Annotated in this window: 27 protein-coding genes, 1 tRNA gene and 1 other annotated feature; of the genes, 9 read left to right on the top strand and 19 right to left on the bottom strand. The window is 45.0% G+C overall.

The features are described from left to right. Positions 1–73: 73 nt before the first annotated feature. The 3 genes from NLX74_RS02675 to NLX74_RS02665 all read right to left on the bottom strand — a co-directional run bounded on the left by NLX74_RS02675 (position 74) and on the right by NLX74_RS02665 (position 3,271). Positions 74–916, bottom strand: a complete 843-nt coding sequence (locus tag NLX74_RS02675) for a carbohydrate ABC transporter permease (RefSeq protein WP_025723511.1) — start codon at positions 914–916, stop codon at positions 74–76. 27 nt (positions 917–943) lie between these two features. Next, a complete protein-coding gene (locus tag NLX74_RS02670; RefSeq protein ID WP_013309768.1) occupies positions 944–1,834 on the bottom strand; it encodes a carbohydrate ABC transporter permease in 891 nt (296 codons plus the stop codon). Between the two features lie 93 nt (positions 1,835–1,927). Further along, positions 1,928–3,271 carry an ABC transporter substrate-binding protein gene (locus NLX74_RS02665; RefSeq protein WP_029516750.1) on the bottom strand — a complete coding sequence of 448 codons (1,344 nt, stop codon included), beginning with the start codon at positions 3,269–3,271 and terminating at the stop codon, positions 1,928–1,930. Positions 3,272–3,779: 508 nt separating this feature from the next. Here NLX74_RS02665 and NLX74_RS02660 point away from each other — a divergent pair. Continuing rightward, complete coding sequence (locus NLX74_RS02660) at positions 3,780–4,709, top strand: ArsR/SmtB family transcription factor (RefSeq protein ID WP_254327868.1); 930 nt, start codon at positions 3,780–3,782, stop codon at positions 4,707–4,709. Between the two features lie 56 nt (positions 4,710–4,765). Here the strand turns inward: NLX74_RS02660 and NLX74_RS02655 are convergent, their stop codons facing one another. Both NLX74_RS02655 and NLX74_RS02650 read right to left on the bottom strand, forming a co-directional pair. Beyond that, positions 4,766–5,476: a DUF1361 domain-containing protein gene (locus tag NLX74_RS02655; protein ID WP_254327867.1), complete on the bottom strand. Its 711-nt coding sequence runs from the start codon at positions 5,474–5,476 to the stop codon at positions 4,766–4,768. A gap of 93 nt (positions 5,477–5,569) precedes the next feature. Then, positions 5,570–6,178 (bottom strand): DUF1349 domain-containing protein, encoded by a 609-nt coding sequence (locus tag NLX74_RS02650; protein WP_254327866.1) that lies wholly within the window; start codon positions 6,176–6,178, stop codon positions 5,570–5,572. Positions 6,179–6,366: 188 nt separating this feature from the next. Beyond that, positions 6,367–6,605 (top strand) — a binding site (T-box leader). A 43-nt stretch (positions 6,606–6,648) separates the two neighbouring features. Between NLX74_RS02650 and NLX74_RS02645 the strand changes: the two genes are divergently transcribed. Then, on the top strand, positions 6,649–7,833 hold the full coding sequence (locus tag NLX74_RS02645; RefSeq protein WP_061828572.1) for an aminotransferase class I/II-fold pyridoxal phosphate-dependent enzyme: 1,185 nt from the start codon (positions 6,649–6,651) through the stop codon (positions 7,831–7,833). A 175-nt stretch (positions 7,834–8,008) separates the two neighbouring features. Here NLX74_RS02645 and NLX74_RS02640 read toward each other — a convergent pair whose 3' ends face one another. From NLX74_RS02640 to NLX74_RS02625, 4 genes are read right to left on the bottom strand one after another with little or no spacing between them, the layout of a single operon-like run. After that, complete coding sequence (locus NLX74_RS02640) at positions 8,009–8,569, bottom strand: GrpB family protein (protein ID WP_254327865.1); 561 nt, start codon at positions 8,567–8,569, stop codon at positions 8,009–8,011. Between the two features lie 35 nt (positions 8,570–8,604). Beyond that, a complete protein-coding gene (locus NLX74_RS02635) occupies positions 8,605–9,180 on the bottom strand; it encodes an O-acetyl-ADP-ribose deacetylase (RefSeq protein ID WP_254327864.1) in 576 nt (191 codons plus the stop codon). 32 nt (positions 9,181–9,212) lie between these two features. Then, positions 9,213–9,605, bottom strand: a complete 393-nt coding sequence (locus NLX74_RS02630) for a hypothetical protein (RefSeq protein WP_254327863.1) — start codon at positions 9,603–9,605, stop codon at positions 9,213–9,215. A 21-nt stretch (positions 9,606–9,626) separates the two neighbouring features. Then, complete coding sequence (locus NLX74_RS02625) at positions 9,627–10,214, bottom strand: TetR/AcrR family transcriptional regulator (RefSeq protein ID WP_254327862.1); 588 nt, start codon at positions 10,212–10,214, stop codon at positions 9,627–9,629. Positions 10,215–10,409: 195 nt separating this feature from the next. Here NLX74_RS02625 and NLX74_RS02620 point away from each other — a divergent pair, with 195 nt between their 5' ends. Beyond that, on the top strand, positions 10,410–11,645 hold the full coding sequence (locus NLX74_RS02620) for an MFS transporter (protein ID WP_254327861.1): 1,236 nt from the start codon (positions 10,410–10,412) through the stop codon (positions 11,643–11,645). 85 nt (positions 11,646–11,730) lie between these two features. Here NLX74_RS02620 and NLX74_RS02615 read toward each other — a convergent pair whose 3' ends face one another. From NLX74_RS02615 to fabF, 5 genes are all read right to left on the bottom strand, one after another. Continuing rightward, positions 11,731–12,471, bottom strand: a complete 741-nt coding sequence (locus tag NLX74_RS02615) for a zinc ribbon domain-containing protein (RefSeq protein ID WP_235308048.1) — start codon at positions 12,469–12,471, stop codon at positions 11,731–11,733. Between the two features lie 107 nt (positions 12,472–12,578). After that, positions 12,579–13,532, bottom strand: a complete 954-nt coding sequence (locus NLX74_RS02610) for a helix-turn-helix transcriptional regulator (RefSeq protein ID WP_235308370.1) — start codon at positions 13,530–13,532, stop codon at positions 12,579–12,581. A gap of 20 nt (positions 13,533–13,552) precedes the next feature. Further along, positions 13,553–13,801, bottom strand: a complete 249-nt coding sequence (locus tag NLX74_RS02605) for a GNAT family N-acetyltransferase (protein WP_336076995.1) — start codon at positions 13,799–13,801, stop codon at positions 13,553–13,555. A 12-nt stretch (positions 13,802–13,813) separates the two neighbouring features. After that, a complete protein-coding gene (locus NLX74_RS02600) occupies positions 13,814–14,059 on the bottom strand; it encodes a GNAT family N-acetyltransferase (protein WP_235308047.1) in 246 nt (81 codons plus the stop codon). 146 nt (positions 14,060–14,205) lie between these two features. Further along, complete coding sequence (gene fabF / locus NLX74_RS02595) at positions 14,206–15,444, bottom strand: beta-ketoacyl-ACP synthase II (RefSeq protein ID WP_235308046.1); 1,239 nt, start codon at positions 15,442–15,444, stop codon at positions 14,206–14,208. Positions 15,445–15,607: 163 nt separating this feature from the next. On the opposite strand from fabF, the gene NLX74_RS02590 reads away from it, so the two are divergent. The 4 genes from NLX74_RS02590 (at position 15,608) to NLX74_RS02575 (ending at position 20,664) form a co-directional block, all read left to right on the top strand. Further along, the gene (locus NLX74_RS02590; protein WP_165175805.1) at positions 15,608–16,447 is read left to right on the top strand and encodes a helix-turn-helix transcriptional regulator; all 840 of its coding nucleotides are present in this window, start codon (positions 15,608–15,610) and stop codon (positions 16,445–16,447) included. Positions 16,448–16,583: 136 nt separating this feature from the next. Further along, positions 16,584–18,398, top strand: a complete 1,815-nt coding sequence (locus NLX74_RS02585) for a DEAD/DEAH box helicase (protein ID WP_069291644.1) — start codon at positions 16,584–16,586, stop codon at positions 18,396–18,398. Position 18,399: 1 nt separating this feature from the next. After that, the gene (locus NLX74_RS02580; RefSeq protein ID WP_254327860.1) at positions 18,400–19,350 is read left to right on the top strand and encodes a YqhG family protein; all 951 of its coding nucleotides are present in this window, start codon (positions 18,400–18,402) and stop codon (positions 19,348–19,350) included. A 258-nt stretch (positions 19,351–19,608) separates the two neighbouring features. Next, positions 19,609–20,664 carry a hypothetical protein gene (locus NLX74_RS02575; RefSeq protein WP_254327859.1) on the top strand — a complete coding sequence of 352 codons (1,056 nt, stop codon included), beginning with the start codon at positions 19,609–19,611 and terminating at the stop codon, positions 20,662–20,664. A gap of 96 nt (positions 20,665–20,760) precedes the next feature. Here the strand turns inward: NLX74_RS02575 and NLX74_RS02570 are convergent, their stop codons facing one another. Next, positions 20,761–20,952: a YqzE family protein gene (locus NLX74_RS02570; RefSeq protein WP_029516735.1), complete on the bottom strand. Its 192-nt coding sequence runs from the start codon at positions 20,950–20,952 to the stop codon at positions 20,761–20,763. Between the two features lie 290 nt (positions 20,953–21,242). On the opposite strand from NLX74_RS02570, the gene NLX74_RS02565 reads away from it, so the two are divergent. After that, positions 21,243–22,004 (top strand): N-acetylmuramoyl-L-alanine amidase, encoded by a 762-nt coding sequence (locus NLX74_RS02565; protein WP_254327858.1) that lies wholly within the window; start codon positions 21,243–21,245, stop codon positions 22,002–22,004. Here NLX74_RS02565 and NLX74_RS02560 read toward each other — a convergent pair. The 3 genes from NLX74_RS02560 to NLX74_RS02550 form a co-directional block, all read right to left on the bottom strand. Then, positions 21,979–22,914, bottom strand: coding sequence for a divergent polysaccharide deacetylase family protein (locus tag NLX74_RS02560; RefSeq protein ID WP_254327857.1), 936 nt, complete (start codon positions 22,912–22,914; stop codon positions 21,979–21,981). The two genes, NLX74_RS02565 and NLX74_RS02560, sit on opposite strands and share 26 nt — an antisense overlap. A 125-nt stretch (positions 22,915–23,039) precedes the next feature. Further along, a complete protein-coding gene (gene msrA / locus NLX74_RS02555; RefSeq protein ID WP_061828586.1) occupies positions 23,040–23,552 on the bottom strand; it encodes a peptide-methionine (S)-S-oxide reductase MsrA in 513 nt (170 codons plus the stop codon). Between the two features lie 279 nt (positions 23,553–23,831). Continuing rightward, positions 23,832–23,916, bottom strand: a tRNA-Leu gene (locus NLX74_RS02550). A gap of 222 nt (positions 23,917–24,138) precedes the next feature. Between NLX74_RS02550 and NLX74_RS02545 the strand changes: the two genes are divergently transcribed. Continuing rightward, positions 24,139–24,675, top strand: a complete 537-nt coding sequence (locus tag NLX74_RS02545) for a YhjD family protein (RefSeq protein ID WP_254327856.1) — start codon at positions 24,139–24,141, stop codon at positions 24,673–24,675. 142 nt (positions 24,676–24,817) lie between these two features. On the opposite strand, the gene NLX74_RS02540 is transcribed toward NLX74_RS02545, so the two are convergent. Beyond that, positions 24,818–25,147, bottom strand: a complete 330-nt coding sequence (locus tag NLX74_RS02540; RefSeq protein WP_013309744.1) for a carboxymuconolactone decarboxylase family protein — start codon at positions 25,145–25,147, stop codon at positions 24,818–24,820. Between the last annotated feature and the right edge of the window lie 104 nt (positions 25,148–25,251).

Here is a 25,251-nt window from a genome sequence, read left to right as displayed (position 1 = left end):
ATTCTCCTCCTTCCTTTACCCATTACATATGGTGACTGCCATACATCATTCATCCGTCCCCTCCAAGTGTCAATTAGCCTTTGACACCCGAAATGGCAACCGATTCAATAATTTGTTTTTGGAAGATCAAGAATATAATCAGTACAGGTAACAAGGCTATAATCGATGCTGCCATAATAAGCGGATAGTCCGTCTGAATGGCGTAAGTCGCATTAAAATTCGCGATAACCAGCTGCAATGTTTGCGTTTCTGGTGAGTTCAAGTAAATAATCGGTGCCAAATAATCGTTCCAAATCCCCATGAACCATAAAATAAGCTGTGCCGCAACTGCCGGCTTAATGAGCGGGAATGTAATCGACGAATAGAGTCGGAAATAAGAACTTCCGTCAATTTTCGCAGCTTCGATAATGGCATCCGGTACGCTAAGCAAGTACTGCCGCAGGAAAAAGATCATAACTACATTTCCGAACAAACCTGGAACGATCAGAGGCAAAAGTGTATCGACCCAGCCAAGTTTGGAAAACATCATAAACTGTGGAATCATAACCGTTGGGTATGGAATCATCATAGATGCGATGAGTGCCAAAAACAGTTTGTTTTTATGAGGGAATCTCAGCTTTGCAAATGCAAAAGCGGCCACACTGGATGTGAAGGTACCTACAACGGTAACACTTACAGCCACAATCACGCTGTTCTTGATCCCGCTTAACAAAGGTCCTGCTTCCCAAATTTCCTTATACTTGCCAAACTGGAACACCTCTGGTATCCATACTGGTGGAAGAGCAAAGACATCCTGCTTTTCTTTCACCGAAGTGGACAGCATCCAAAGCAGCGGCGCGATCATCACAATCGCTCCAATCGCTAGTACAATAAAGATAATGATATTGGTAACTTTCGTTTTTTGACTATGGGACATAATCAGACTCACTCCTTTCCGCGAAAATCAATCCCCATCAAAGGACGATTTTTCATTCATTTTAAATTGAATCAAAGTTACGATAAAAATGAAGATGCCGAGAATCATAGCCATCGCGGAGGCATATCCCATTTGCAGGTTTTTAAATGCCTTATCCCAAATATAAAAGACGATTGAGGCGGATGAGTATTCCGGACCCCCTGTAGGTGTCATAATGTTCATTTCAGTAAAGATTTGCGAACCACCAATGATATTAGTTACGACTAGGAAGAAGGTTACTGGTTTCACCATTGGCCATGTAATATTGCGGAACATCTGGAATCCGCTAGCTCCATCTAGCTCTGCTGCTTCATAATAAGAGCGAGATACGCTTTGCAGGGCTGCCAAATATAGCAGCATCGTATATCCAAGACCCTTCCAGACGGTCATGAGAATCAAGGCCGGTTTGACCGTATCTTTATCCATCAGCCAGTTAGGACCCTTAATACCGAATATTTCGAGGAATTGGTTCACCAAACCATAGTCTCCGTTGTATGCCCAGTTCCACATAATAGAAACGGCAGCCAACGAAGAAATAACCGGGATATAGTAAATCACACGAAATGTTGTCGTACCTGGAATCTTGCGATTCAAACCTAGTGCCAGCAGTAAAGCTAGTACAAGACCAATCGGAATACCCAGCATTAAGAAAAGAGTATTGTACATCGATTTATAAAAGAGCTCATCGCTAAATAAATCTTTAAAATTGTCGAGGCCAATAAAGTTCATTTGTCCCAATCCGTCCCAGTCTGTAAAAGAGCCGTATAACGAATAGACAAACGGGAATAACGTAAAGATTAGCAGACCGAGAATAGGTGGAAGAATAAATAAGTATCCATATACCTTCTCTTTGCGGTAGAGATTAGATTTGGTTATCACAGGGCTCACCTCTGTTTCTAATTTGGAATGAAGATGATGTTAGCAGCATGATATTTAGCCACTAACATCATCCCTTTTTCCTCTATTTACGCATTATTTCTGTGATTTTTTCTCTTGCTCCACCGCTTTATCCAGCAGTTTCTGCATCTTCGGTTGTTCTTGTTTCACATAATCTGCCGCCGTAATTTTACCATCCAGCACAGGTTGAATATCTGTGAAGAAAATATCGTACCATTCTGCATTATACGTATAGTTGCCTGGTAATGAGCGTCCATAGTCATTCACGATATCAATAAACTCTTGTTTATTGTTAGGCTTGGTTTTCGTATCTTTGGACCATTCATCAGCCATGTCTAACAGATTCGGAATTTGTACCTTGGCATCTACGAGCTGCTTCATACCTTCTTTAGAAGTTGTCAGATAGTTAACCAGTTCAACAGCTTCATCCGGGTATTTTGTTTTAGAGGAAACGCCGATACCCAGAGAACCAATCCATGTTGCCGATTTACCAGTCGATCCGGCTGGGAACGGCAGCAAATCATATTCAAATGGCAGTTTTTCAAATGTACTCATATCCCAAGGACCTACCGGGAAGAATGCCATTTCGCCCTTCATCCAACGTTGGTATGTGTCCAATGTTTGTGATTGTTCAATACCAGGTGTGATTTTATATTTATTTTGCATATCAGCAAAGTACTGAAGCGCTTCCGCAAATTTCGGATCATCAATCGTTACTTTAGTTTTGCTCTCATCCAGCCAATCCGCCCCATTACTCCATACAAAGGCTTGCAATGCCCACTGAACGTTAAAGCCTGTACCGTATTGATCTGGCTTGCCGTCACCATTGGTATCCTTGGTCAACTCTTGGCTAACCTTGATAAATTCATCCCATGTATACGGTTTGTCTTTGTCAGGCAATGGAACGCCCGCTTTTTCGAACATCGTTTTGTTGTAGCCGAGTGCGAATGGACCTAAGTCCTTCGGCATACCGTAAATATCTCCTTGACCGGCCATTTTGCCGTCATAGCGATACAAATCTATACCATATTTCCAGATGTTATCCAGTTTAATATCCTTGTTCTTCTCAATGTAAGGAGTGAGATTCTTCAACACCCCACTGTTTACATAAGCTTTCACATCTCCAGGGGCAAAATAAAAGATATCTGGGAGGTTGTTTCCTGTAATCGCAGCTCTAAGCTTTGTAGCATATTGATCTGCTGCCGTCACGACCATTTTAACCTTTACGCCAGGATGTTCCTCTTCAAATTTCTTGATTACTTCCTTATAAGCCTTTTGTTCATCTGTTCCACCACGGAACATGAATGTCAGTTCCTTACTTCCATCACTACTGGAACTTCCCCCACTACAACCAGCCAGTGCAGCCACCATTAACAACAGAACAACCATTGTTATTGCAAAACCTTTTTTCTTTATCAACGCGACCCCTCCTAAATTTAAATGAAACCGCATACAATCGGTGCTAAAATAACTTCATACCACTCGGCCTAATCTTTAACTGTGCGGTACACAACCCGTTGTTGATTGCCGCTGTGATTATCATCCCTCTCATGTACCGTATAATTAACATTTTTCTTTATCAATAATGAATTCGTTTACAAACAAAATATAGCATGCCTTTCCTCGGTTCGTCAATGTATTTTTCAATCTTTTTAAATAGTTATAAAACATAGGTTAGAGTAACATGGAAAGCAAAATTAAATCGTATTTAAGTTTATTCACATCAAAAAAACTAGAAATAAATCTTAAATACGATTTATTTATGAAGTAATCCCTAATTTGGAGTTCAATTCGCTCCCCTCTTGGTTTAGTAAAAAAAATTTACAAAAAAGCAGTTTACTTCTTTTTGATTTTATTTTAACATAAATCAAAGTAAATATATAAGCGCTTACATTACAATTTTTATAGATAAGGATGGTCTATAGCTATGATTTATATTAAGAACTTAATATCAGGGTTAGATATTTTTAAAGCACTGGGTTCAGAAATCCGCATTCAAATTCTCGAGTTACTTGCTTACCAGGGACAAAGTATGAATGACATTGCCAATAAACTTAATTTGAGTAACGGTACCATTACAATGCATATTCGAAAATTGGAAGAATGCGGTCTTGTGGAGATCAATACCGTGAGTGGCAAGCACGGTACCCGAAAAATGTGTTATTTGAACAAGGATAAGCTGATGGTAGATTTGCGCAGCAGAGAACAAAAAAATGTGTATGAGGTTGAGATTCGCGTAGGCCATTACAGTAACTATCAAGCGTTCCCCACTTGTGGATTGGTGACCCGAGACAGCATTATCGGCGATTTTGATGATCCACGCTATTTTGCAGATCCCGGGCGGCTGGAGTCGGAAATGATCTGGATGGCCGAAGGCTTTTTGGAATACCGCATCCCCAACTATTTGAAAGCGAATCAATCCTTTAAAGAAATTCAATTCTCCGCAGAACTAGGCTCAGAAGCACCCTGCTATTGTGAGGAATATCCCTCCGACATTTGTTTTCACATTAACGGTATTTCTATTGGGCACTGGACCAGCGCCGGAGATTTTGGAGAAGTGCCGGGGGTTCTCAATCCAGATTGGTGGCCACCGCATTTAAATCAATATGGTATGCTCAAATTAATTCGCATCAATCAGCAAGGCAGCTTCATTGACGGGTGCCGCATTTCCGAAGTCACAATTGACGATATTAACCTTAACTATAAAAGCGACATTACACTCCGCTTATCCGTAACCGATCAATCGGAAAACAAAGGTGGGCTTACTATTTTCGGCAAAAGATTTGGGAATTTCAGTCAGGATCTGCTTGTGCGTGTGCTTTATGATGTGCACGGAGAGGACAACGCCAACTCCTGACACGCCACATGTAAAAATAGGCCGAAGCCTGTATTCATTGAATACATGTCCTCGGCCTAAATATCCTGATCCTCACTTAAAGAGATGTAGATCAATAAATAAAAAATGACTGCTATCCCAAACACCAACCAGCAAAAGGACAGTAAATGAAGCCTTGGTACTGCATGTACTCCCCATCTCCAAATATCCGTAAGGAGCACCAGTGGCTGCAATAATATGTCCCAGCTATTCCAGCGAGCAAATCTACCAATATATACGCCTATGCTGGCTAGCCACAACAACACAAATACTACAGCCCATGCGAGCCCACCTGAACAAATCCTCCTCAGCATATGGTGGATCACCAATACACAAAGGGATGTAAGAAAAAGGCCAAGCCCTGCTGCTGAAAAAGACGTAAATAAGATTAACCAAAATTGTGTGTTCAACCAAAAACGTGTATCAGGATTCACATCGTAAAAACGAAACGCATGAAGTAACTCAGTCACCAAATAAAGAGCATTCGGCAGAAAAAACAACCATACAATTGAGGAGAAAAATAAAAGAATACTTCTCACTTTTGTACTTCGTAGTCGGGTTAAAGCCATCATTCCCAGAGTGATAAAGACCGGAACCCAGGCCAGGAATATATCCCAATACAGAAATTGATACATCCTTGTTCCGCTTGTGGACTGTAAATACATAATGAGTCCGAAACAGCCCAACGTAGCTACAAGCAGCACTCCCAACAAACTGGGCAGCTTGTAACCCTTCCTTCTTAACAGCAAGTTTCCATCTACCTCCTGCCTAAGTATGCGTATATACGTCTTCTTAAGCCCTATTTTATAGCGCTTTCATATTTAGAGAGGACCTTTGTCTATTTACTCCACGTTTCGTATGTCCTCGGATACATGGGTTGTTATCGTCAAGGCATCAAAGGTAACAGCACAGCCCTCCCCCACCGGAGATTGAGCAACAACTCCGACTTTGAGCTGGTTAGGAACATTCATACCAAAATATCTCGCCAGCTTCCAATGCTGACCGTCTGATGAATAATGAAATGCAAAGCAATTTCCAGCTCGTGCCACTCGTAAATACGGATTGGACACGTCCATCGCCCCAGAGACACAATCATCGGATGTATCCCGAGTGACCACACTAAGAATAGATGGAGTGCTTTCAAAATATTCAAAACACAGCTTAGCCCAGTGGGTATCATCCGCCATCATCATCAAGCATCCTGAATCATAAGGCTGCTTCATATCAACACGAACCCTCGTCCATATTGTAAAATCACCTTGAAGCGTTGTATGCAAAAAGGGTGCGGACGATTTTACCGTTGCGCCAGACGGATCTCTAAAGAAATCTGCCTGTGAAGGTGCAGAAATTTGCAAAGACTTGGAATCATCGAATCTCCATTCAGCCGGCTCATTGATCCAACTCCAATCCGCCGGCAAAACTTTACCGCTAAAGCGTTCAAATACGTTCATATGGATACCATTCCTCTCTGGCAATATAGTCATATAACACATTGAAATCTGGGGCACAATCCCCTTGATACCACTATATACGTTATTTTCCAGTCGTCAATAATGATGATCTGTCTTTAAGGTTTATAAAAAAAGACTTGCCATCCTGAAATGTTGTGCTTATAATTACACCTAACTTGATACGGTAACAAATTTCAATGACGAGAACGAGTAAGCTATACAGCGGATTTGCAGAGAGTTGGGGCAGGTGAAAGCCAACATTCCGAGGGTAGCCGAATGCCATCTCTGAGAAGCGGGCTGAACCTGAAGTAAGCTCTGCCGCCTTTCCAGCGTTAACCGGAACACGTATTGATGGATACGTGAACAGAGTGTCATTTCGTATGGAATGAAACTAGGGTGGTAACACGGGTATAAACTCGTCCCTTTTACAGGGGCGGGTTTTTTTGTTTTTCAAAAAGGAGGAAATCATCATGACAAATGTATCGACAGCAGTATCTATAACCGATTTTTTGACTCCAGCTGTACGGGAAATGCCACCTTCAGGCATCCGTAAGTTTTTTGAATATAGTACAGGCAGAAAAGATATTGTATCGCTTGGTGTCGGTGAACCTGACTTTGTAACCCCTCAACATGTCAGAAAGGCCTGTATCACAGCACTGGAAAATGGTAAAACATCATACACACCGAATGCTGGACTTCCTGAGCTTCGTGAGGAGATTGCCGGGTATCTGGAGAGCAGCTTTAGCACATCCTACAACCCGACAGATGAAATCATGGTTACCATTGGAAGCAGTGAAGCACTGGATTTGGCACTACGCGCTTTGATCACCGCACACGATGAAATACTCATTCCGGCTCCATGTTATATTTCGTATTCGCCCATCACGTTTCTGAACGGAGGACATACCGTAACGGTTGAAACCTCTGCGGATCAGCAGTTCAAGCTAACAGCTGAGGCACTCCAAGCCAAGCTGACTCCACGATCCAAAGTGCTTATTCTCTGTTATCCGAATAATCCGACGGGTGGGGTAATGACCTATGAGGATTGGTTGCCGATTGCCCGCCTGGTTGAGGAGCATAATCTTGTCGTTATATCAGACGAAATATATGCTGAACTGACCTATGGACAGAAGCATGTAAGCTTCGCTTCTCTGCCGGGAATGAAAGAGCGTACCCTGCTCATTAGCGGCTTTTCCAAAGCATTTGCGATGACAGGCTGGAGGGTCGGCTATGTGTGTGGCCCAAGAGAGTTGATTTCAGCTATGCTGAAGATTCATCAATATACCGCCATGTGCGCTCCTATTATCGGGCAAATTGCCGCTATTGAATCCCTCCGTAACGGGCTGGAGGAAAAAGATCGTATGATGGAATCTTACAATCTGCGTAGAAAATGGTTCGTTGAAGGCCTATGTCAGACAGGACTGCCATGTCACGAACCAAACGGTGCCTTCTATGCTTTTCCTTCCATTATGCACACAGGGTTAAGCTCAGAGCAGTTTGCCAAGCGGTTGCTGGAAGAAGAAGGAGTCATTACTGTACCCGGTTCCGCATTTGGCCCAGGCGGCGAGGGCTTTATCCGCTGCTCGTACGCGTCATCGCGAGAACAGCTGGAAATGGCTTTGGAACGCATCAGCGCATTCTTGAAACGTCTATAAATACGATTTTCCTATCACGAAATGAACATGAGTACTGGATGAACACTATTGTAGTAGCTTCTGAATAAGCTTTTTCTGGTGTGCTGGCAAGCCTTCCGGCCATTCCCCTACACGGCAATAACAAATGTCGGAGATTTCGGCGCTTGGTCGGAAAGTACCCGGGAGTCCGGACATTCTAATCTTTAGGATGTCCGGTATTCAGAACGTTTTGCACAAAATCAGTCTTGGCCTCCGTGTACGCTTCACGATCATGCTGATTTTCCATCGCCAGCCGCCTTTTTAATACATCATATTGCTGAATCAGCTCAGGCTGTTCACGAAGTCGGTTCCGAAACAATAGCTGCCGATCCCAATGCTCATCAGATTTCAGTATGAGATGCAGATGTCCCTTTCTTTGATCCTGTTCCACTTTAACCAAAAATCTTCTCCATTCCCGACCGTCCAATTCAGGCGGAACATAGTTCCAGCCTGCTGGTTGTAAAGCAGACACGATCCGTTCCAGTTGATCCCAAGATTCTAATTTTGCCATTATGTCAATAATGGGCTTAGCGGAAAGATTGGGAATTGCCGTGCTTCCTATATGTTCGATTTCCGTCACCTTAAACGGCAGTAATAACTCCCGCAACTGGTGAATGATCTTTAAACCCTGCTCTGACCAGGCAGGATCAGGATTCACTATTTTTACAGGCTCCGTAGCCCACACCGGCCAATGTTCCTGGTTTTGCTCCTCATGCATTCATGATCCCCCCTAATTTCTACTCCTGTATTCTCTCATTCAACTGTATCTTTTTGAATATCGTTAACACCATCTTGTAACTTACGGCTGTATAACTGAGCATTTTCCGCATCAAAACAAACAAAAACAATCTCATTCAAAGCCGCATGTTCACGTACAAAACGTGTCACTTCCTGTATAGCAATATCCGCCGCCTTTTCTTTCGGGAAACGGTAGATGCCTGTGCTGATATTCGGAAAGGCAATGCTTCGTGCATTCAGTTTTAAAGCTAATTGGAGTGCATTATGGTAGCATTTCGCCAATAGCTCCTCTTCCCGATGGTCGCCACCATTCCACACAGGGCCGACGGTATGAATAACATGTTGGGCATCCAGCTTGCCAGCTGTGGTATAAACTGCCTCTCCTACGGGACATCCACCCTGCTTGTTTCTGATACTTACACAATCTTCTAAGATAGCCGGACCGCCAGCCCTATGAATCGCGCCATCTACACCACCGCCACCCAGCAAGCTTGTATTGGCTGCATTGACAATAATATCCGCCTTACAACGGGTAATATCCCCTTGCATCACACGTATTGTCACGTTTAATAGTTCAATTTGGGTATTCATTAATCCTCCTCCTCTCGTAAAAAACAACTTCGTTATATAACCATTTTATAGTCAGCACAAGCAATTTCTACGATATCGTCATAGGTTTTCAGCATATAGTGCTTTAGATTTTTCCCCCGCGCGCTTGCTATTGTAGCTAATAATGGCGTATCTGTAAGCTCATCAAAGCTGCTGCCCTGCGTATATTCCCGTTCAGACATGTGCAAAGCGACGTCTAATTCAATCATGTTGAAGTAGTAGACTTCTGTAAATATCAGTTCATAGGGCACAAAATCATCTGCTGCTTCCGTTGCCAGCCCCCCATTAATTTCTCCCTTTAAAACCAGCTCCTTCTTCGGATAATTCATATGTACATGGTCCAAATAGACTGCATCACGTCCATACAATGCTCCAATTGAAGTTTGAACGGCCTTTATCTGTGGCATCCCTGCTTCCTCCCTTCATTTCTATTTTCCATCGAGTAATATAAGTAAAGTTGTAACCGACTGATCCACAAAAGAGCGCGCTGGACGTGATTTCATCATCACGGTAATCCCAATTAACAAAGAGACCATCGTATGGGCCAGAGCTCGTGCGTCCATGCTAGCCTCCAGCTCTCCTGATCTTATACCACGCTCGAGGGTTTCCTGAAAGACGGCAGAAAGATACATCTGATGTTCTCTGGTTAAAATCTCAAATTTCTCATCATGAGGGGCTAATTCTACCATCGTATTAATACAAAAGCATCCTCTATTAGGCCCATCCTCGTACTCTTCTGCCACGACTCCTCCAAAAAAATTGTAAAACGCTTCTTTTACAGAAGAATTGCTTTGTAGTCTAGAGCGTACATAAGCAGCGTGGGATTGCGTATATTTGCGCAGCGCGGCTTCAAATAATTGCTTCTTGTCTCCAAAGGCAGCGTAAATGCTAGGGCGCTGAATTCCCATTTTGGAGGTTAAATCACTTAAAGATGTAGCCTCGAATCCCTTTTCCCAAAAAATTCGCATCGCTGCATCCAACGCTTGATCTTCATCAAATTCCCGTGGTCGAACCATAAGCAGCTCCTTCTTTTCATATCGTTCAGTATATTAAGATTGTATGATCACGATAAGAAACTGTCAAATATGTACATGATGAACTCTTGACATTTCATATATACACGAGTTATATTGACCTAAATTCATTACATACCAATCGGTATATTATATTCAACGGTATGTAAATTACAGAAAGCGACGTGGTATGTGAAAATGAAGACGTCAGAAGAAAAAGCGGTACTCCTCCCTCATCAAACGGTAGCAAATGCTGCCGAAACAGTCCCCATTCCCTCCCTGTCCCGATCTGTGGCACTCTTGTTTGCCATAGCCTGCGGGCTGGCTGTCGCTAACATTTACTATGCACAGCCATTGCTGGATGCGCTGGCAAACGAATTTGGCATTACGCACTCATCGGTAGGCATGGTCATTACTATCACGCAAATTTGTTATGCGTTGGGATTATTGCTGCTCGTCCCGCTTGGCGATCTTTTGAATCGACGGCGACTGATTACAGGGCAAATGCTGCTATCCGTGCTGGCACTAATTGTGGTTAGCTTTGCTCCTACCCGTACAATACTGCTTATAGGAATGGCAATGGTTGGTCTGCTGGCTGTAGTCACTCAAACACTCGTGGCTTTCGCCTCTACCTTGGCTAATCCGACTGAACGTGGGCGTATCGTAGGTCTGGTGACCAGTGGAGTCGTTATCGGCATTCTGCTGGCACGAACCGTGGCCGGTGTATTAACTGATCTGGCAGGCTGGCGTTCAGTTTACCTTGTTTCTGCTATACTTACGCTGTTTATGGCTGGAACTCTGTTGCGGGTGTTGCCAAAGAACGAACCCACAAGTGCGACACTTTCCTATCCGCAGCTGCTCCGATCGGTTATCGTGCTATTCTTGCAAGAACGAATTCTGCGTATTCGTGCTGTCCTTGCATTGCTCATTTTTACGGCGTTCAGCATATTGTGGACTTCGCTTGTGTTACCTCTCAGTGCACCCCCATTGTCTCTTTCACATACTGCTATCGGGGCCTTTGGACTGGCTGGAGTCGCCGGGGCATTAGCAGCAGCACGAGCAGGGCGTCTTGCCGATCAGGGCTTGGGACAACGGACGACGGGTATCGCACTAGTTGTGTTGCTGCTGTCCTGGTTACCTATCCGCTACACCGAGCATTCTCTGTTCGCTTTAGTTCTTGGCGTCATTCTTTTGGACTTGGCGGTACAGGCTGTACATGTCACCAACCAAAGCTTGATTTTCAATGTGCGCCCTGAGGCACGGAGCCGACTTACTGCAGGCTACATGATATTTTATTCCATTGGTAGCGCCACCGGTGCCATTGCTTCCACTCATATGTACATCTATGCCGGATGGAACGGGGTGTGTCTATTAGGAGCTGGTGTCAGTGCTCTGGCTCTCATCTTTTGGGCTTTAACTCGACGTTCAACTTGATGGGGAGACTGCTATTGATTGAATCAGAAAAAACCGCCGGGTCCACGACAATGACCGGCGGTTCTCTTCTGTCATGACAAAATCATCACTTGATTGCAATATAAATCAAAACAGGTTCATCAGGACTGCCATACACTTCAAAATCACCTGTGTATGTCCGCTCCCCTTGTCCCGTGGCAGCCCACTGCCAGATCGTCTGCCATACACGGAAGATAGAAGAGGGTTCCTGAGTTGCCTGAAAAATGGCGTAGCGTGCAGCCGGAATGACAAGTTCCTGAAGGTCATCAGGAGTCTGGAAATCCTTATCCGCTTCCTTTCCGATAAAAAACGTATACTCGCCCAAAGCTCCATTTTCATAGTCAGTATAGCAACCATAGACAGAAGCATGTCCTGCTTTTTCCTTTATCCGACCAGGCACGTCCTCACTCCAAAAACGTTCCCACATGTTTGGAATGATCCCGTGAGATGTTTGTTCCTTCTGATTATTTGTACGTGCTTTCAACCCAATTAAATGGATTTCACCTCGGTACTCCTCCCGAATGGGTCCATCAAGTTGAAGCTCTGTATCCTCTGGGGACCGCCATCGTTTTAAATACGGTAGGTAATTGCGCAGCATCGAAGTCGCTTCTTCTGCCTGCATCCCTTCCTCTACTAGGATAGGCACACACTGCTGAATCATTCCCTCCATAGTCAATTCAGGCTGTACAAATTCGCCTTCCTTGTAACAATACTTGCAATACTCATCCGTTTTATGATGTTGTGCATCCGTTCCATATTGGTCCTCATGCTCTAGCGGCATCCCGCAACTTTGACAAGCTTTATCCATCCTCGTAAATCCCCTTTCGCTAACTGATATTAGGTATGCCACCAGTATAACGAAACAAACCTGACAACTATGGGTCAGGTTTGTTTTACTTTAATCTAAGATTTCCTTTATGATTCCCGAACTTCTTCATAATTAGATGCAATACGCAGCGCCATCTTATGAATCTTGTCCCGCAAATGGGCTGGTTCTTTGACAACCACATCCGGTCCCAAGCTTAAAATAAATCCGTACGCCCATGCATCCTCGGGGAACGGGACCGAAACCGTATAGATCCCTTCCTCCTGCTCGGTCAATGCTTCTACACCAAACCAGTCCTCCGCCAAATGCCTTGAGTTACGGTTAAATTGCAGCGTAAATGGTTGTACAGCTCTGGATACCTCCATCCGCTCCTCATTCCACGGCAGCACTTCATAAGAAAGATCCCTGCGAGCAAAAACGGTCTTTGTAACCACAGGGTCACTCATGCGCGAAAGTTTGAATAGACGAAACTGCTCCCTATCGGGACAATATGCATATACAAACCATTGTTGTCCTTTCAGAACGAGCGTATGCGGTTCAACATTCCGTTCTGTTATGGCTCCCCCCGCATTTCGATAGGTAAAGGCGACAGTACGTGCTTGGCTCATTGCTTCTTTCACCTTTATCAATTTACCTTCCTGCGCAGCCCGATTTCCCCATCCCGAATGATCGACGATAAACTGTGTGGTATGGACACTAAATTGCTCTTTCCCAGATTCCGGTATAATACTTTCAAATTTATGAAGTAACCGCGACACATTCGGGCCGCCCAGCGACGAGGACAAACTCTGCAAACCCATCACGATATCCTTTATATCATGATCCGTCAGCATACTGCGATCCAGGCGGTATCCTTCCATAAGACCGATTCCCCCGTTGGCTCCCTGATAAGTGACCACCGGAATACCTGCCATACTAATCGCTTCAATATCTCTATAGATCGTCCGGATCGAAACCTCATATAAATCAGCCAGTTCCTTCGCTTGTATTCTATTTTTCTTTAGCAGCAAAATGACGATAGAAAGCAATCGGTCAATTTTCATTTTTTCAAAACCTTTCGTCATTAATAAAAATAAGCCATGAACTCCTCATCATATCCCTGACCGTGATATTCCAAAGCATTCTTTTCTATACCATAGGTTTCAAATCCCAATTTCTTATACAGCTCAACAGCAGCTTGATTGGTAGTCACCACACTCAGGTTGATTTGCTTCAAACCTTCCACTTTTCTACCTTGGCTGATCACTTCCAATAAAAGTTTTTTAGCGATCCCCTGGCCTCGATAGGTCGATGGTACATAAACTCCCCAAATTGCTCCCTTATGCTACGTCTTTATTTTCTGCTCTCTTCTAAACCCGGTCATGCCAACCAGCTGATGATCCTTTGTAAATGCACCAAGTATGTAATGATCTCGTTTATTTTGTATCTGCTTCACCACATCAGATAGCGGAACTAGTGCGGCTTCCTCATAGGAGGTTCCAAAAGCTTCGGGGTTCATTTGTAGGGCTTCCAGTCTCAAATTCCAATAAGCCTCAGCGTCTGCTGGTTGTATGTTCCTGATTAAAACCATGGCTTCCCGTCCCTCCAAATGTTTTCCTTCATCTTACTCTATCTCTTATCTAAAATGAATCTGTTATTCTTCGATTAAAATAACCTCAGGTGCTCTATCCAGCCGGATAGAATGCCTGAGGTTTGGTTTCAATAACTCCTTACATATTATGACTCGTAGCGCTTCAGCACAATGACCGCATTATGACCACCGAAGCCGAAAGAATTAGATAGCCCAATATTTAGTGGAGCCTTGCGCGCTTCGTGAGGCACATAATCCAGATCGCAAACCGGGTCCGGATTGTCCAGATGCATCGTTGGTGGAATGATGCCTTCCCGTAGGCTTTGCACAAGCGCAATCGCTTCGACCCCGCCCGCAGCTCCCAGCATATGACCCAGCATGGACTTATTCGCAGTAACCGGAATCTGATAGGCATAATCACCAAACAGCTTATGGATTGCAAGGGTCTCAGCGGCATCCCCGACAGACGTACTCGTTGCGTGGGCGCTAATCACGTCCACTTCTTCAGGGGAGATGTGGGCCGAATGAAGGGCTGCTTTCATCGCCAAGTAAGCTCCGGTTCCTTCGGGATGCGGTGCAACCATGTGATAAGCATCCGAACTGGCTCCATAACCGATGACCTCACCATAGATTTCCGCACCACGGCGGATAGCGTGTTCCAGTGACTCCAGTACCAGAATACCTGCACCTTCGCTCATGACAAAGCCGTCTCGATCCTGATCAAAAGGTCGACTTGCTATAGAAGGCTCCTCGTTACGTGTGGACAAGGCAGTCGCATTAGCGAAGCTTGCCAAGGCCAATCTAGTCACCGCCGCTTCAGCTCCACCAGCAAAAATAACATCCGCATCTCCTGTTCGAATCGTCCGAAATGCCTCTCCGATTGCTGTATTCCCAATAGAGCAAGCCGTCACGGGTGAAAGCGTAGGTCCCATCGCTCCAAACGCGATACTAATTTGAGCAGCAGCCATATTCGAGATCATCATGGGTACCAGCGTCGGGCTAACTCTACCCGGTCCACGTTGTAGCAGAACATCTACATTGTCCACCAACGTATCCAAACCGCCGACTCCCGATCCCACATAGACACCTACACGCTCCAAATCGGTGTGATCCAGTTCCAGACCGGAATCCTTAAGCGCTTGTTCTGCCGCATATAATGCAAACTGAGTAAACCGATCCATTCGTCTAGCATCTTTACGTCCCCATTGCTTTTCTGCATCAAAATCCTGTACCAGTCCAGCAATTTGTGCTTTCAAATCGGACACATCGAATGTATCAATTTTACGTATACCTGAATTGCCTTCCAGCAAATTCTTCCACAACGTGTCCACTTCATTACCTAGTGGGGAAACGACACCCATACCTGTTATCACTACTCTTTGCATAAGCTATTCATTCCTCCTGCTCGGTGAGTTACTTATAATCCTCATTTTACCCTTGTCTTATCCTATTACAAGTGTTTGTTTATCCTGGTATAATGAACACTACTATAGTAAACGCCTTATTTGCTCACTTCGGATATACCCATTGAATGGAGAGAAAATACCTATGAAAACGGAAGCACGTCTGGAAGCACTATCTGTTTTTCTAAAAACAAAAAGGGCCCGCCTACACCCACATATGGTCGGTCTCCCCCAAGGATCACGTCGCAGAACACCAGGCTTGCGCAGAGAAGAAGTCGCTCAGCTGGCAGGTGTCAGTACGACCTGGTATACCTGGCTGGAGCAAGGACGAGATATTAAGGTGTCCGCCTCTGTGTTGGATGCTATTGCTGCCGCATTGCAGTTGAACACAGACGAGCGCAAATATTTGTATGATTTGGCGATCGAGGCCGGGTCTCACAGCCTTCCTGTTCCTGCAGAGCAGGCCGTCATTTCCCCCTCTCTGCAAAAGATCGTACAAGAGCTACACTACTGCCCTGCTATTATTTCAGATCGGCGTTGTCATATTGTCGGCTGGAACGCCGCTGCTGCTCATGTTTTTATGGATTTTGCCGAGCTACCACATGAGCAACGCAATATGATTGAACTGCTATTCACCAAAAAGGAGTTTAAAAGTCTAGCCGTGAATTGGGAACACTTTGTAAAGGGGTTCCTTGCAATTTTCCGCGCTTATTACGGACAATACGTAACAGACCCCTGGTATGCACAATTTATACAAAATATGAGTCAGACCTACCCAGAGTTTAACGAGCTTTGGAATCAGAGTGAAGTAAGCTCCGCGCCGGAGGTGCTCATTGAATTTCGTCATGCCAAGGCTGGCAAAATGCTATTTGACCTGACTTCTCTTCAGGTACAGGGCAGTGTTGATCTCCGTTGCAGCATCTACACGCCTATTGCGCAGACCTCTACGGAAAGTAAACTCCAAAAGTTAATGGAAGGCAGCTAAAGGATTTCATCCCTCCTGTTATGAAGATATCTTTTTCCGTCCATACTACATCTACGATCTGTGCTAAATAGATGCCACATATGTGACAGAACCAAGAGCTTCAACTGTGCTACTACCAGGAGGGAGGGAAATCATCATGAAAGCCAAATCGACAAGTTCCCCGCACATACCTAATCAAGCGCCACTGCCTGTTCCGGTGCAATTTGATCGAAGCTGGCAGGATGAGCTGGACCAGCGGCTGCGCAAAGGTGGCCCTTGGGGAGATTGGAATCTGTATCAGCTGGCCATTGAGGCTGAAAAAGTCAAACTGGTGCCGAGCTTTGATGAGCTTCAATGTCTACAGCATTTGCAAGACCTCACTCCACTACCCCATCAGCTGGATACCGCTCGAAAGGTACTGTTTCAAATGTCCGGACGTGCCATTCTTGCCGATGAAGTCGGCCTAGGCAAAACAATCGAAGCTGGAATGATCCTAAAGGAATATCTGGTTCGCGGGCTGGCTTCCAAAGTGCTTATTCTTGTACCCGCATCTCTGGTCCTACAATGGGTGCGTGAGCTGAACAGCAAATTCGGTATTCCCGCTGTCGCCCAGAAAAAAGCGTATTCTTGGTCTTCCGAGGTCGTCGTGGCCTCTATGGATACCGCCAAGCGGGAGCCCCATAGTAACATCCTACTAGATACCGATTATGACCTGCTCATTATAGACGAGGCTCATAAGCTGAAAAATAAAAAGACATCCAACTACCAGTTCATTATGAAGCTGCGTAAAAAATATTGTTTGCTCCTGACAGCAACACCCGTACAAAACGATCTGTCTGAGCTGTTTAACCTGATTACACTGCTCAAGCCTGGTCAATTGGGAAGACATGGCGATTTTTCAGCCAACTTTGTTGTAGATAAACGTCTACCCAAAAATGAAGATCAGCTCAAGGATGAGCTATCTAAAGTCATGATCCGCAATCGTCGCGGAGAAGGCCCGGTTCAATTCACCAAACGAAATGTTTCCAACATTCACTTGGAACTTTCGCCGGAAGAGCAAGCGCTGTACGATGGGGTGACTTCTTTTGTGAAAGAGCAATACCAGGCGAATGGCGGAAATTTAAGTAGTATGCTGTCTCTCGTCACCCTTCAACGGGAAGTGTGCAGCAGCCGGGACGCTGTGTTCGTGACGCTGGTCAACTTGTCTAAAAAGATGGCCCCAGACTCTCCCCTACGCGATCGTGTCTGGGATTTGGTTGCACATATTAAAGCGATCAAGGCTAATTCCAAAGCAGAAAAAGCGCTCGAGCTTATCCGTCAGATGAACGAAAAAGTGATCATTTTTACAGAATACCGGGCCACACAGGAGTATTTGCTGAATTATTTCCGTGACCGTGGCCTATCTGCTGTTCCTTACCGAGGCGGTATGAACCGTGGACGCAAGGATTGGATGATGGATCTGTTCCGTGGGCGCATTCAGGTCATGATTGCCACCGAAGCGGGTGGTGAAGGAATTAACCTGCAATTTTGTCACCATATGATTAACTTCGATTTACCGTGGAATCCCATGCGCGTGGAGCAGCGGATCGGACGGGTACATCGGCTTGGACAGACGCATGATGTTAATATTTTCAACTTGTCCACAACCGGAACGATTGAGGAGCATATCCTGCATCTGCTGCATGAAAAGATAAATATGTTTGAGATGGTCATTGGCGGATTGGACGTTATTCTTGAGAAGTTTGAGAAAAAAGAATCCATTGAAAAAAGTCTGTATAAGATCATGCTTGAATCCAGTAGCGATGATGAAATTCGCAAAAAAATGCAAAAGCTGGGCCACTCGCTGGATTCCATCAAGCAGGAAATGGAACAACTGCGCACAGACCAGCCAAACACCGAGGATTTATTAGGCCTAGCAGGCAATACGGTTCCTCCAGGCAAAGCTCGACGCAGTGTGAAGGGAGGTCGCTAGTTTGACCATGAATGCACAGCAAGTCCAGCGTTTTGTACACACCTATCTGGAAGCTACCGGATGCAGTGTCATTGAGAGGTCGCCTCATCATGTAACCGTCAAGCTTTCTCCAGAAGCGGATAAAGCCTTAACAAACCGCCCCTACTATTGGGGATACGTAGAGCGTACTGGCGTTCCAGCGCAGACGATGTCCTTCACTTTCATCTTTGATGGGGAAGCCTATCGCACAGAACAGGAACGTTTAGCAGATCATACGCCACCAACTCCAGCATCATGCAACGCAGCACAAGATCAGGTCATGGGGCGTTACTTCGGTCATGTACCGACATTACCACAATTGGGACCTGGACGTATTTTGCAGGAGGAGCTTCGATATGGAAGCCGTCGGCTGCATCAAATTTTTGAAGCCGCACGAGATGGAGGGAAATATGTTTATTTGTTTGAACAGCCTGATGCCCGTCAGCTGTCTGCTCGCTCTCCCGTAGTCTATGAAGCTTGGCTCAGCATCTGCTATAAGATTGAATTCGCCTGCGATTTGAAGCGTGAGGAACTTCAGTGGCTAGGTATTTCGCTTAAAAGCGGCACCATTGTAACCGATTTTGGCGCCATGCTCGAAACTCGGCAGCTCAGCCCGCTGCTGGCGGGTAATATGCATGTGCAGCCTGCCGAGTTATCTGTCCCTGAAGCTTCTAGCTCGCTTGAAAGCTATCTCACCGAACAGCTCCGTCAGCAAGATTATGATTGGGCTGAGCAGGCGAAGGAACGATTGCGCGAGGAATTGGAGGTTATTGACCACTACTATGATGATCTAATCAATGAGCAGAAAGAGGAAGAGGATAAAAAAGAAGCCTTATCAGAGCAGCATCAAGCCCGCCGTAAAGAAATGGTATGGCAGTATGAGCCCAAGGTACTCGTATCCGCCATTAACTGCGGGATATTTCATCTGCGGTAACCGATATCTCTTGCTCCTTCGCAGGAGAGTTGCAGAGGTATCGTCAGCTTGTAACATCTTGCTTCAGCCTACACCAGTTTCCGCTGCTGTAACCACAAGTTTGGTTAAACATGTCTCCTATGTATCGACAGCAAAAAGCGAACCTGGATACGACATTTGCGCCGACAAGGTGCAGCAGTCTTTTTATCGGACAGGCTGTATGCTGTATAAAAAGAATGCCTCCGTCGGGCAATCAAGCCGACAGAAAGGTGGATTTCATTGAAGAAGAATCATTCCGGGCACTATAGCATAGGTATGATCGCAGCTGTTCTGATCGGCCTGTCCGCAGTCTGTCCGTTCGCTTCCATTCATGCGGCTCCCTCAGTCGCACAAGGCAACAATTTAAACTTGGTGTCTCTCTACAACGAAAGCTCGCGGGTTCCTCCATTGAACTCCACGAGTCCTGCTACTCCTTCCCCGGGTGACGTTTCAGCAAGTTTTCCTACTGAGGAGCAAGGCGTGCCCGCAGACGTAAAACAGACTGCAGACAACATGGTACAATCCCTATCGTCGCAGCCCCCTTTTGCCTCGTGGAAAGATGCTGAGCTTAGCTATCATCCGCTCGGACCTGGAACCCATAGTTGGCTTGTTCAAGTAAACCGTGCGGGAGAATACATCGGCTACCTGATTATCGGATCAGACTCAAATGGCGTATATCAACTCAACGAATATGGGAATGGTCCGGGTGGACCTTATAGTATGGATATACTTCGCCAATCTCTGGTGTCGCTCACAGAAACCGATTTTTCATCTATCGACAAGCTGCAAATCACACCTATGTATGAGGAACCGCTACTAGCCTATTGGCTGGTGCGTTCCTCTACAGGCAGCAAAATATGTATTGATGCTGTAACTGGCGATCCGTTACCTGAAGAAGTGGCAGATGGGAGTTGGAAACATAAGCTCCAAAACAATGTGTTCTCTTCATCTGTACCCTTTTTGAAAACACAGGCGCAAGCAGTTACGGTCTCGTCTGCTCCTTTCGATCCCTATGACGATCTGGGTTGGCTTCAACCCAAGCAAAAACTTTTTGTCCGTAACACAGCCCAATTTATGGATACACTGAGTATTTCACCGCGTATTATATTTTCTGCCACAGGTATCAATTTTGCCTTTGGAGGTCCCTTATCCATTAGTGGGTATCAGTCCTGGATATCCCCAGATCATCCGTCCCAGCCCAATTTATATGCGTTAACCTACCATCATGGACTTTCACGATTTGTACCACTAAAACAGTTATTGTCAGCTGGCGAATTTTATCGTTTGGACTCCTAGTTATTAAGAAACACGAAAAGATTGGAATGATCCCTACAACATAAAAAGAGACCTCAAATGGCATACCCTATGCCTCTTGTGGTCTCTTTGGCGAGTTTAATGTCGCTCCCTTCGCCCTCTGCGTGTGGATTTCATCCACATTTTCAGAGCGAGAGGCAACATGCCAAACCATTTGCTCCCCCACGGCTCTCTGGCTTGTTTTTGACTGCGCCGAACATCACGCGGCGTTTCCATATAGCGAACAATCCGCTGCGTAATATACGTCACCAGTTCGTCACTCTTCGCCATCCTCCATGACCTCCTCCAATCTGCGCCTATTGTTTCCACTTACGTTGCTTGGAAATATCGGATTCACACGTTAGGTGCAGATAAAACTAGCTTGCTCATTTTCCAAAAGGTCTAACCCCTGTGGGAATAACTATGCATGGTTTACCTTAAATGGAACATACTATCTTCAACATAACAGTTACCCCAAGGCTAATTGTCATATTTGAAGGCAGCTACGCTGCTTTAGGTTTGACGCCTGTTATGCATGGTTTTTCAGTAAATAATCAATTCGTCCACTGGGGGAATAGAATGTGAGGAAAAAAAAGTTAAACAAAATATGGCTGACATGCTTGGGGTTCAGTCTATGCATCCTTTGCAGTGCTGTATTCACCCCATTTACCTATATAGCTGCTCAGCTCGACGAGAAAAGTAACGAACCGAACAAGTATATAGATAGTCCATCCAACGTACATTCGTCCTATCACGCTTTTGCTAAGCCCGTTGTCCTGATTGATGTAGGCCATGGCGGTGTGGATGGTGGAACAAGTCACAAAGAAATTTTGGAAAAAGATATCAATCTTGCCATTGCTCAAAAGCTGTACTTGATTTTACGCTCCCAGGGATATCCTGCTGTCCTGAATCGGGACAAGGACTACGCACTGAGTGACGACAACCGTTGGCTGCAGTCCAAATCCCGGCACCTTAAAGACCTCGCCCAACGTAAAAGCCTAACAGAACAACTGCCCACCGCTTTGGTTGTAAGCCTGCATGTCAATTGGAGCAAACGTACCGAAAAACGGGGACCCATTGTACTGTATCAGGATGAAGGCAGCAGCTATCTGTTAGCTGAACGGATTCAGCATTCATTGAACCGCTTATTTTGCATGAATAGAAAAACAGTGTACGGAAAACCCTTTTATCTTTTGAATAAAATCCAGCATCCTGCTGTAATTGTTGAAACCGGATTTATCAGTAACGAACAGGACAGAGCTATGCTTTCCGAGGATCGTGGTCAAAAAAGCATTGCCGAAGCTATTGCCGCAGGTATTATTGCGCATCTGACGGCATGGTAGTGTTGATGGCTGGGTCTCCCGTCCATCCCCATACAGCTCGTACCAAATCGCTAATACCCACAAATTTGGCGTGCTCCTTTAGCTTGGGAACCGACGAATGAAGAGCGGAGGATGTGTACATACCAGACACGCCGACGTGCCCAATCGTTACGCAGGTGTTGTGCTCATCCAGCCATTCAACCACTTTTGTAAGTTGCCGATTCACATGGGGAAGGTTATGGACATCATCCAGAAAAACATCATTTCGTACTGGTGGCATTCCCTTTTTAGCGGCAAGCTCAGGGATCACTGACCGATAATTAGTACGGCTATCGACAAAAAATAGTCCATGCTCCTTACAAACATCAAGAACAATGGACATAATGCGCTTATCCGAAGTGACCTTGGAACCCATGTGGTTGTTCACCCCTATCGCAAAAGGAACATCCTTAATGGCTGCTGTCACCTTCGCATGTACTTCTTCATCCGTCATATTAGCCTTAATTGCCCCAGGCCCAAGCCATTCGGGCTTCCCCTGCTTTGGCTCCATTGGAAGATGGACGATGACATCATGACCGCGCTTATGCGCTTCCATAGCGTCCTGCTTGGTTGTAGGCAGGAAGGGCATCACAGCAACGGTAATCTTAACGGGTAAATTTAAAATTTGCTCAGTTCCTTTCATATGGTTTCCCAGATCGTCAATAATGACAGCAACCATCTTTTGCGGATCGTCCTGTTTGTCTATTGCTTCTGCAACACCAGTACTACAGACCATGAATAACATGCATACCGAAATACAGAGTACTACGGTTCTTCGCATTTTGGAGCTTGAATGGAATACAGGTACATAAGCTGGCTCTTTCCGAGCGCGAGATTCCTTTAAAGCCTTTTTTATTATATTTCTCATGTGCAGCTTCCGTCGTGTACTCATTGCGGGTCAGCCTCCTTCTCTGTCCCTTCATTGTGTGAGTAACGTCGTCTAAATATGTATAAGGCAGATTCATGGAATACTCCCTGATCTGCCTTATCGTGCGTAGAAACGTATAATAAAGCCGCTTACCAGTTCTTATCAATAAATTCATCACGACCTGATTGGGCCCGATCTTCCTTATAGTGCTTCACGTTTTTCTTGTGGTAATCCTGATGATAATCCTCTGCAGGATAAAAAATCGAAGCAGGAAGAATCTCCGTTACAATTGGCTTATCAAAGCGTCCACTTTGTGCCAACTGCTCCTTGGACTGTTGTGCAAGCTCACGTTGCTGCTCTGTATGATAAAAAATTGCGGGTTTATACTGTGTACCCCGGTCCTGAAATTGACCTTCCCCGTCGGTAGGATCTGTTTGCGGCCAATATAATTCGAGCAGCTTTTCATAAGGAAACAGCTCAGGTTCAAAAGTAATCTGCACCACCTCGTAGTGACCTGTAGTTCCTGTTTTAACCTGCTCGTAGGTCGGATCGGCAATCGTCCCTCCAGTGTATCCTGACACAATGCCATGAATGCCCGGCTGTTCTTCAAACGGAGTCACCATACACCAGAAGCATCCACCTGCAAAAGTCGCTTTCTCCATCTTACATCCAACCTTTCAATAACTTCATCATAAAGTGCGTTATTTTCTATCATATCTTAAAAGATAACCTTATAAAAGAATTGTTTATGAACTTGAGGAATTCGCAAAAATTCCACCTAAAAGAAATCAAGTAATTTGTCAGAATCCTTTATGGAAATCCATAGTTTTCGGGAAGACAAGAAACGTGTTCAGCTTAAACTATGAGCAAATCCCCAGAAATATAAGAAAAAGGCCTCTAAAACTGCTACGAGAGCAATTTTATAGACCTTTTCTAATAGATGCGGTCGAGAGGACTCGAACCTCCACGGGGGGTTAGCCCACACGGACCTGAACCGTGCGCGTCTGCCAATTCCGCCACGACCGCATATAAGTTGTCGTTTATCCTCGAAAGATCAATCTTTCTTAGCGACAAGATAGATCATACCATGCTCATATCGAGATGTCAAACCTTTTATGTTTGTTAATTTCCTCTTGATAAAAAAGGAATAATAAACTAAAATAAGAACATAAGTTCTTGGGAACGAAGGTTCCTTTTCTTCATTCGGTTATGAATTATCATCACATTTTCCTAAGGCGGTGAATGGTAATGATCTCTTTAGATACTACTCAGCATGAATGGTCTCTTGTGAAAAGTTATCTGCTCCTTACCTTTATTCAAAAAGTATTTGAGCGGGACAGCCTAATTCTTGAAGAAAGCGGTATGCTGAAAACCCCTGATCTTTATGTCGAAATGGTTAACGCAGGTGTAGATCGTACCGGGATCCTGCTGTCTGAAATAAAACATGAATTTAATAAATATCACATTCAAGTTCTGGACATACAACAAAACCACTCCGGCGTTCACGCCACCTATATAAGTAACGGCAATAAAGAGCAGTTCAGTATGGCAATGCCAGCATTCCGCAAAGAAATGTATGAGCGGATGCGAGCATATCTCGGGCTCTCAACCTCTATGCCCCATACAGCTGCCCTTCCTTTACTAGAGAAACATCGCCCCGAATTACCAAACAATTCAACATCCAAACCTCTACGCAACGTTGAACGAAGTTTGGTTACATCCTCTTTGGCTTATAAGCGTAAAACGTCTCGCCCTGCTGCTTTTGCCGCAAGCAGAAGAGCATAATCCCCGCACAACCAACACGCAAAAGAAAAAAGCTTCCGCAGACACCAACTGGGCGCGGAAGCTCCTTTCCATATTCATCATATATCCAAATCGATCTATAACCGCTATGACGAAGTATAAGCTCATCAATTAATGATTCGCCTTATTGCAACGCCTTCTGTACACGCGTTACCCCTTGGCTTAGAGCATGTCCTCCACCTACTGCTGCGGCTACAGCAATGGTCTCCATAATTTCCTGATCACTGGCTCCTTTGGACCGCGCCTCGTCCACGTGATAAAACGTGCATACTTCATTGTTGGCAAATAAGCCAATGCCTAGCGCAATCAGTTGCTTGGTTTTCTCATCTAGACTGCCGGCTTGAAAGCACTCTCCGGTAAAGCGATGATATGCATGAACTACCTCGGGCAACTGATCTTCCAAATGGCTGATTTGATCCTTGTATGCATGTACTTTTTCGTCCATAACCGTCATTGACACAGCACGTCCTCTCTGTTGAATTTCCCTTCATTACTGTGTCCGATTTAGAGTTTCTGTATGCCTAATGAATCACCCAGTTATTTTTATCCAACACCCAT

The sequence above is a fragment of the Paenibacillus sp. MZ03-122A genome (genome assembly GCF_024213325.1).
Taxonomy (GTDB): domain Bacteria; phylum Bacillota; class Bacilli; order Paenibacillales; family Paenibacillaceae; genus Paenibacillus; species Paenibacillus polymyxa_B.
Note: the sequence above shows the minus strand (reverse complement) of the source record. Positions and strands in the feature narration are given on the sequence as shown.

Bases quoted from the DNA above. Each gene is read 5' to 3' on its own strand.
- NLX74_RS02615 (WP_235308048.1), bottom strand. From the start codon at position 12,471: ATGGATAAAGCTTGTCAAAGTTGCGGGATGCCGCTAGAGCATGAGGAC.
- NLX74_RS02600 (WP_235308047.1), bottom strand. From the start codon at position 14,059: ATGGTTTTAATCAGGAACATACAACCAGCAGACGCTGAGGCTTATTGG.
- NLX74_RS02635 (WP_254327864.1), bottom strand. From the start codon at position 9,180: ATGAATACCCAAATTGAACTATTAAACGTGACAATACGTGTGATGCAA.
- NLX74_RS02540 (WP_013309744.1), bottom strand. From the start codon at position 25,147: ATGACGGTTATGGACGAAAAAGTACATGCATACAAGGATCAAATCAGC.
- fabF (WP_235308046.1), bottom strand. From the start codon at position 15,444: ATGCAAAGAGTAGTGATAACAGGTATGGGTGTCGTTTCCCCACTAGGT.
- NLX74_RS02650 (WP_254327866.1), bottom strand. From the start codon at position 6,178: ATGAACGTATTTGAACGCTTTAGCGGTAAAGTTTTGCCGGCGGATTGG.
- NLX74_RS02610 (WP_235308370.1), bottom strand. From the start codon at position 13,532: ATGAAAATTGACCGATTGCTTTCTATCGTCATTTTGCTGCTAAAGAAA.
- NLX74_RS02645 (WP_061828572.1), top strand. From the start codon at position 6,649: ATGACAAATGTATCGACAGCAGTATCTATAACCGATTTTTTGACTCCA.
- NLX74_RS02640 (WP_254327865.1), bottom strand. From the start codon at position 8,569: ATGCATGAGGAGCAAAACCAGGAACATTGGCCGGTGTGGGCTACGGAG.
- NLX74_RS02585 (WP_069291644.1), top strand. From the start codon at position 16,584: ATGAAAGCCAAATCGACAAGTTCCCCGCACATACCTAATCAAGCGCCA.
- NLX74_RS02660 (WP_254327868.1), top strand. From the start codon at position 3,780: ATGATTTATATTAAGAACTTAATATCAGGGTTAGATATTTTTAAAGCA.
- NLX74_RS02570 (WP_029516735.1), bottom strand. From the start codon at position 20,952: ATGGCGAAGAGTGACGAACTGGTGACGTATATTACGCAGCGGATTGTT.
- msrA (WP_061828586.1), bottom strand. From the start codon at position 23,552: ATGGAGAAAGCGACTTTTGCAGGTGGATGCTTCTGGTGTATGGTGACT.
- NLX74_RS02545 (WP_254327856.1), top strand. From the start codon at position 24,139: ATGATCTCTTTAGATACTACTCAGCATGAATGGTCTCTTGTGAAAAGT.
- NLX74_RS02675 (WP_025723511.1), bottom strand. From the start codon at position 916: ATGTCCCATAGTCAAAAAACGAAAGTTACCAATATCATTATCTTTATT.
- NLX74_RS02560 (WP_254327857.1), bottom strand. From the start codon at position 22,914: ATGAGTACACGACGGAAGCTGCACATGAGAAATATAATAAAAAAGGCT.
- NLX74_RS02620 (WP_254327861.1), top strand. From the start codon at position 10,410: ATGAAGACGTCAGAAGAAAAAGCGGTACTCCTCCCTCATCAAACGGTA.
- NLX74_RS02590 (WP_165175805.1), top strand. From the start codon at position 15,608: ATGAAAACGGAAGCACGTCTGGAAGCACTATCTGTTTTTCTAAAAACA.
- NLX74_RS02625 (WP_254327862.1), bottom strand. From the start codon at position 10,214: ATGGTTCGACCACGGGAATTTGATGAAGATCAAGCGTTGGATGCAGCG.
- NLX74_RS02630 (WP_254327863.1), bottom strand. From the start codon at position 9,605: ATGCCACAGATAAAGGCCGTTCAAACTTCAATTGGAGCATTGTATGGA.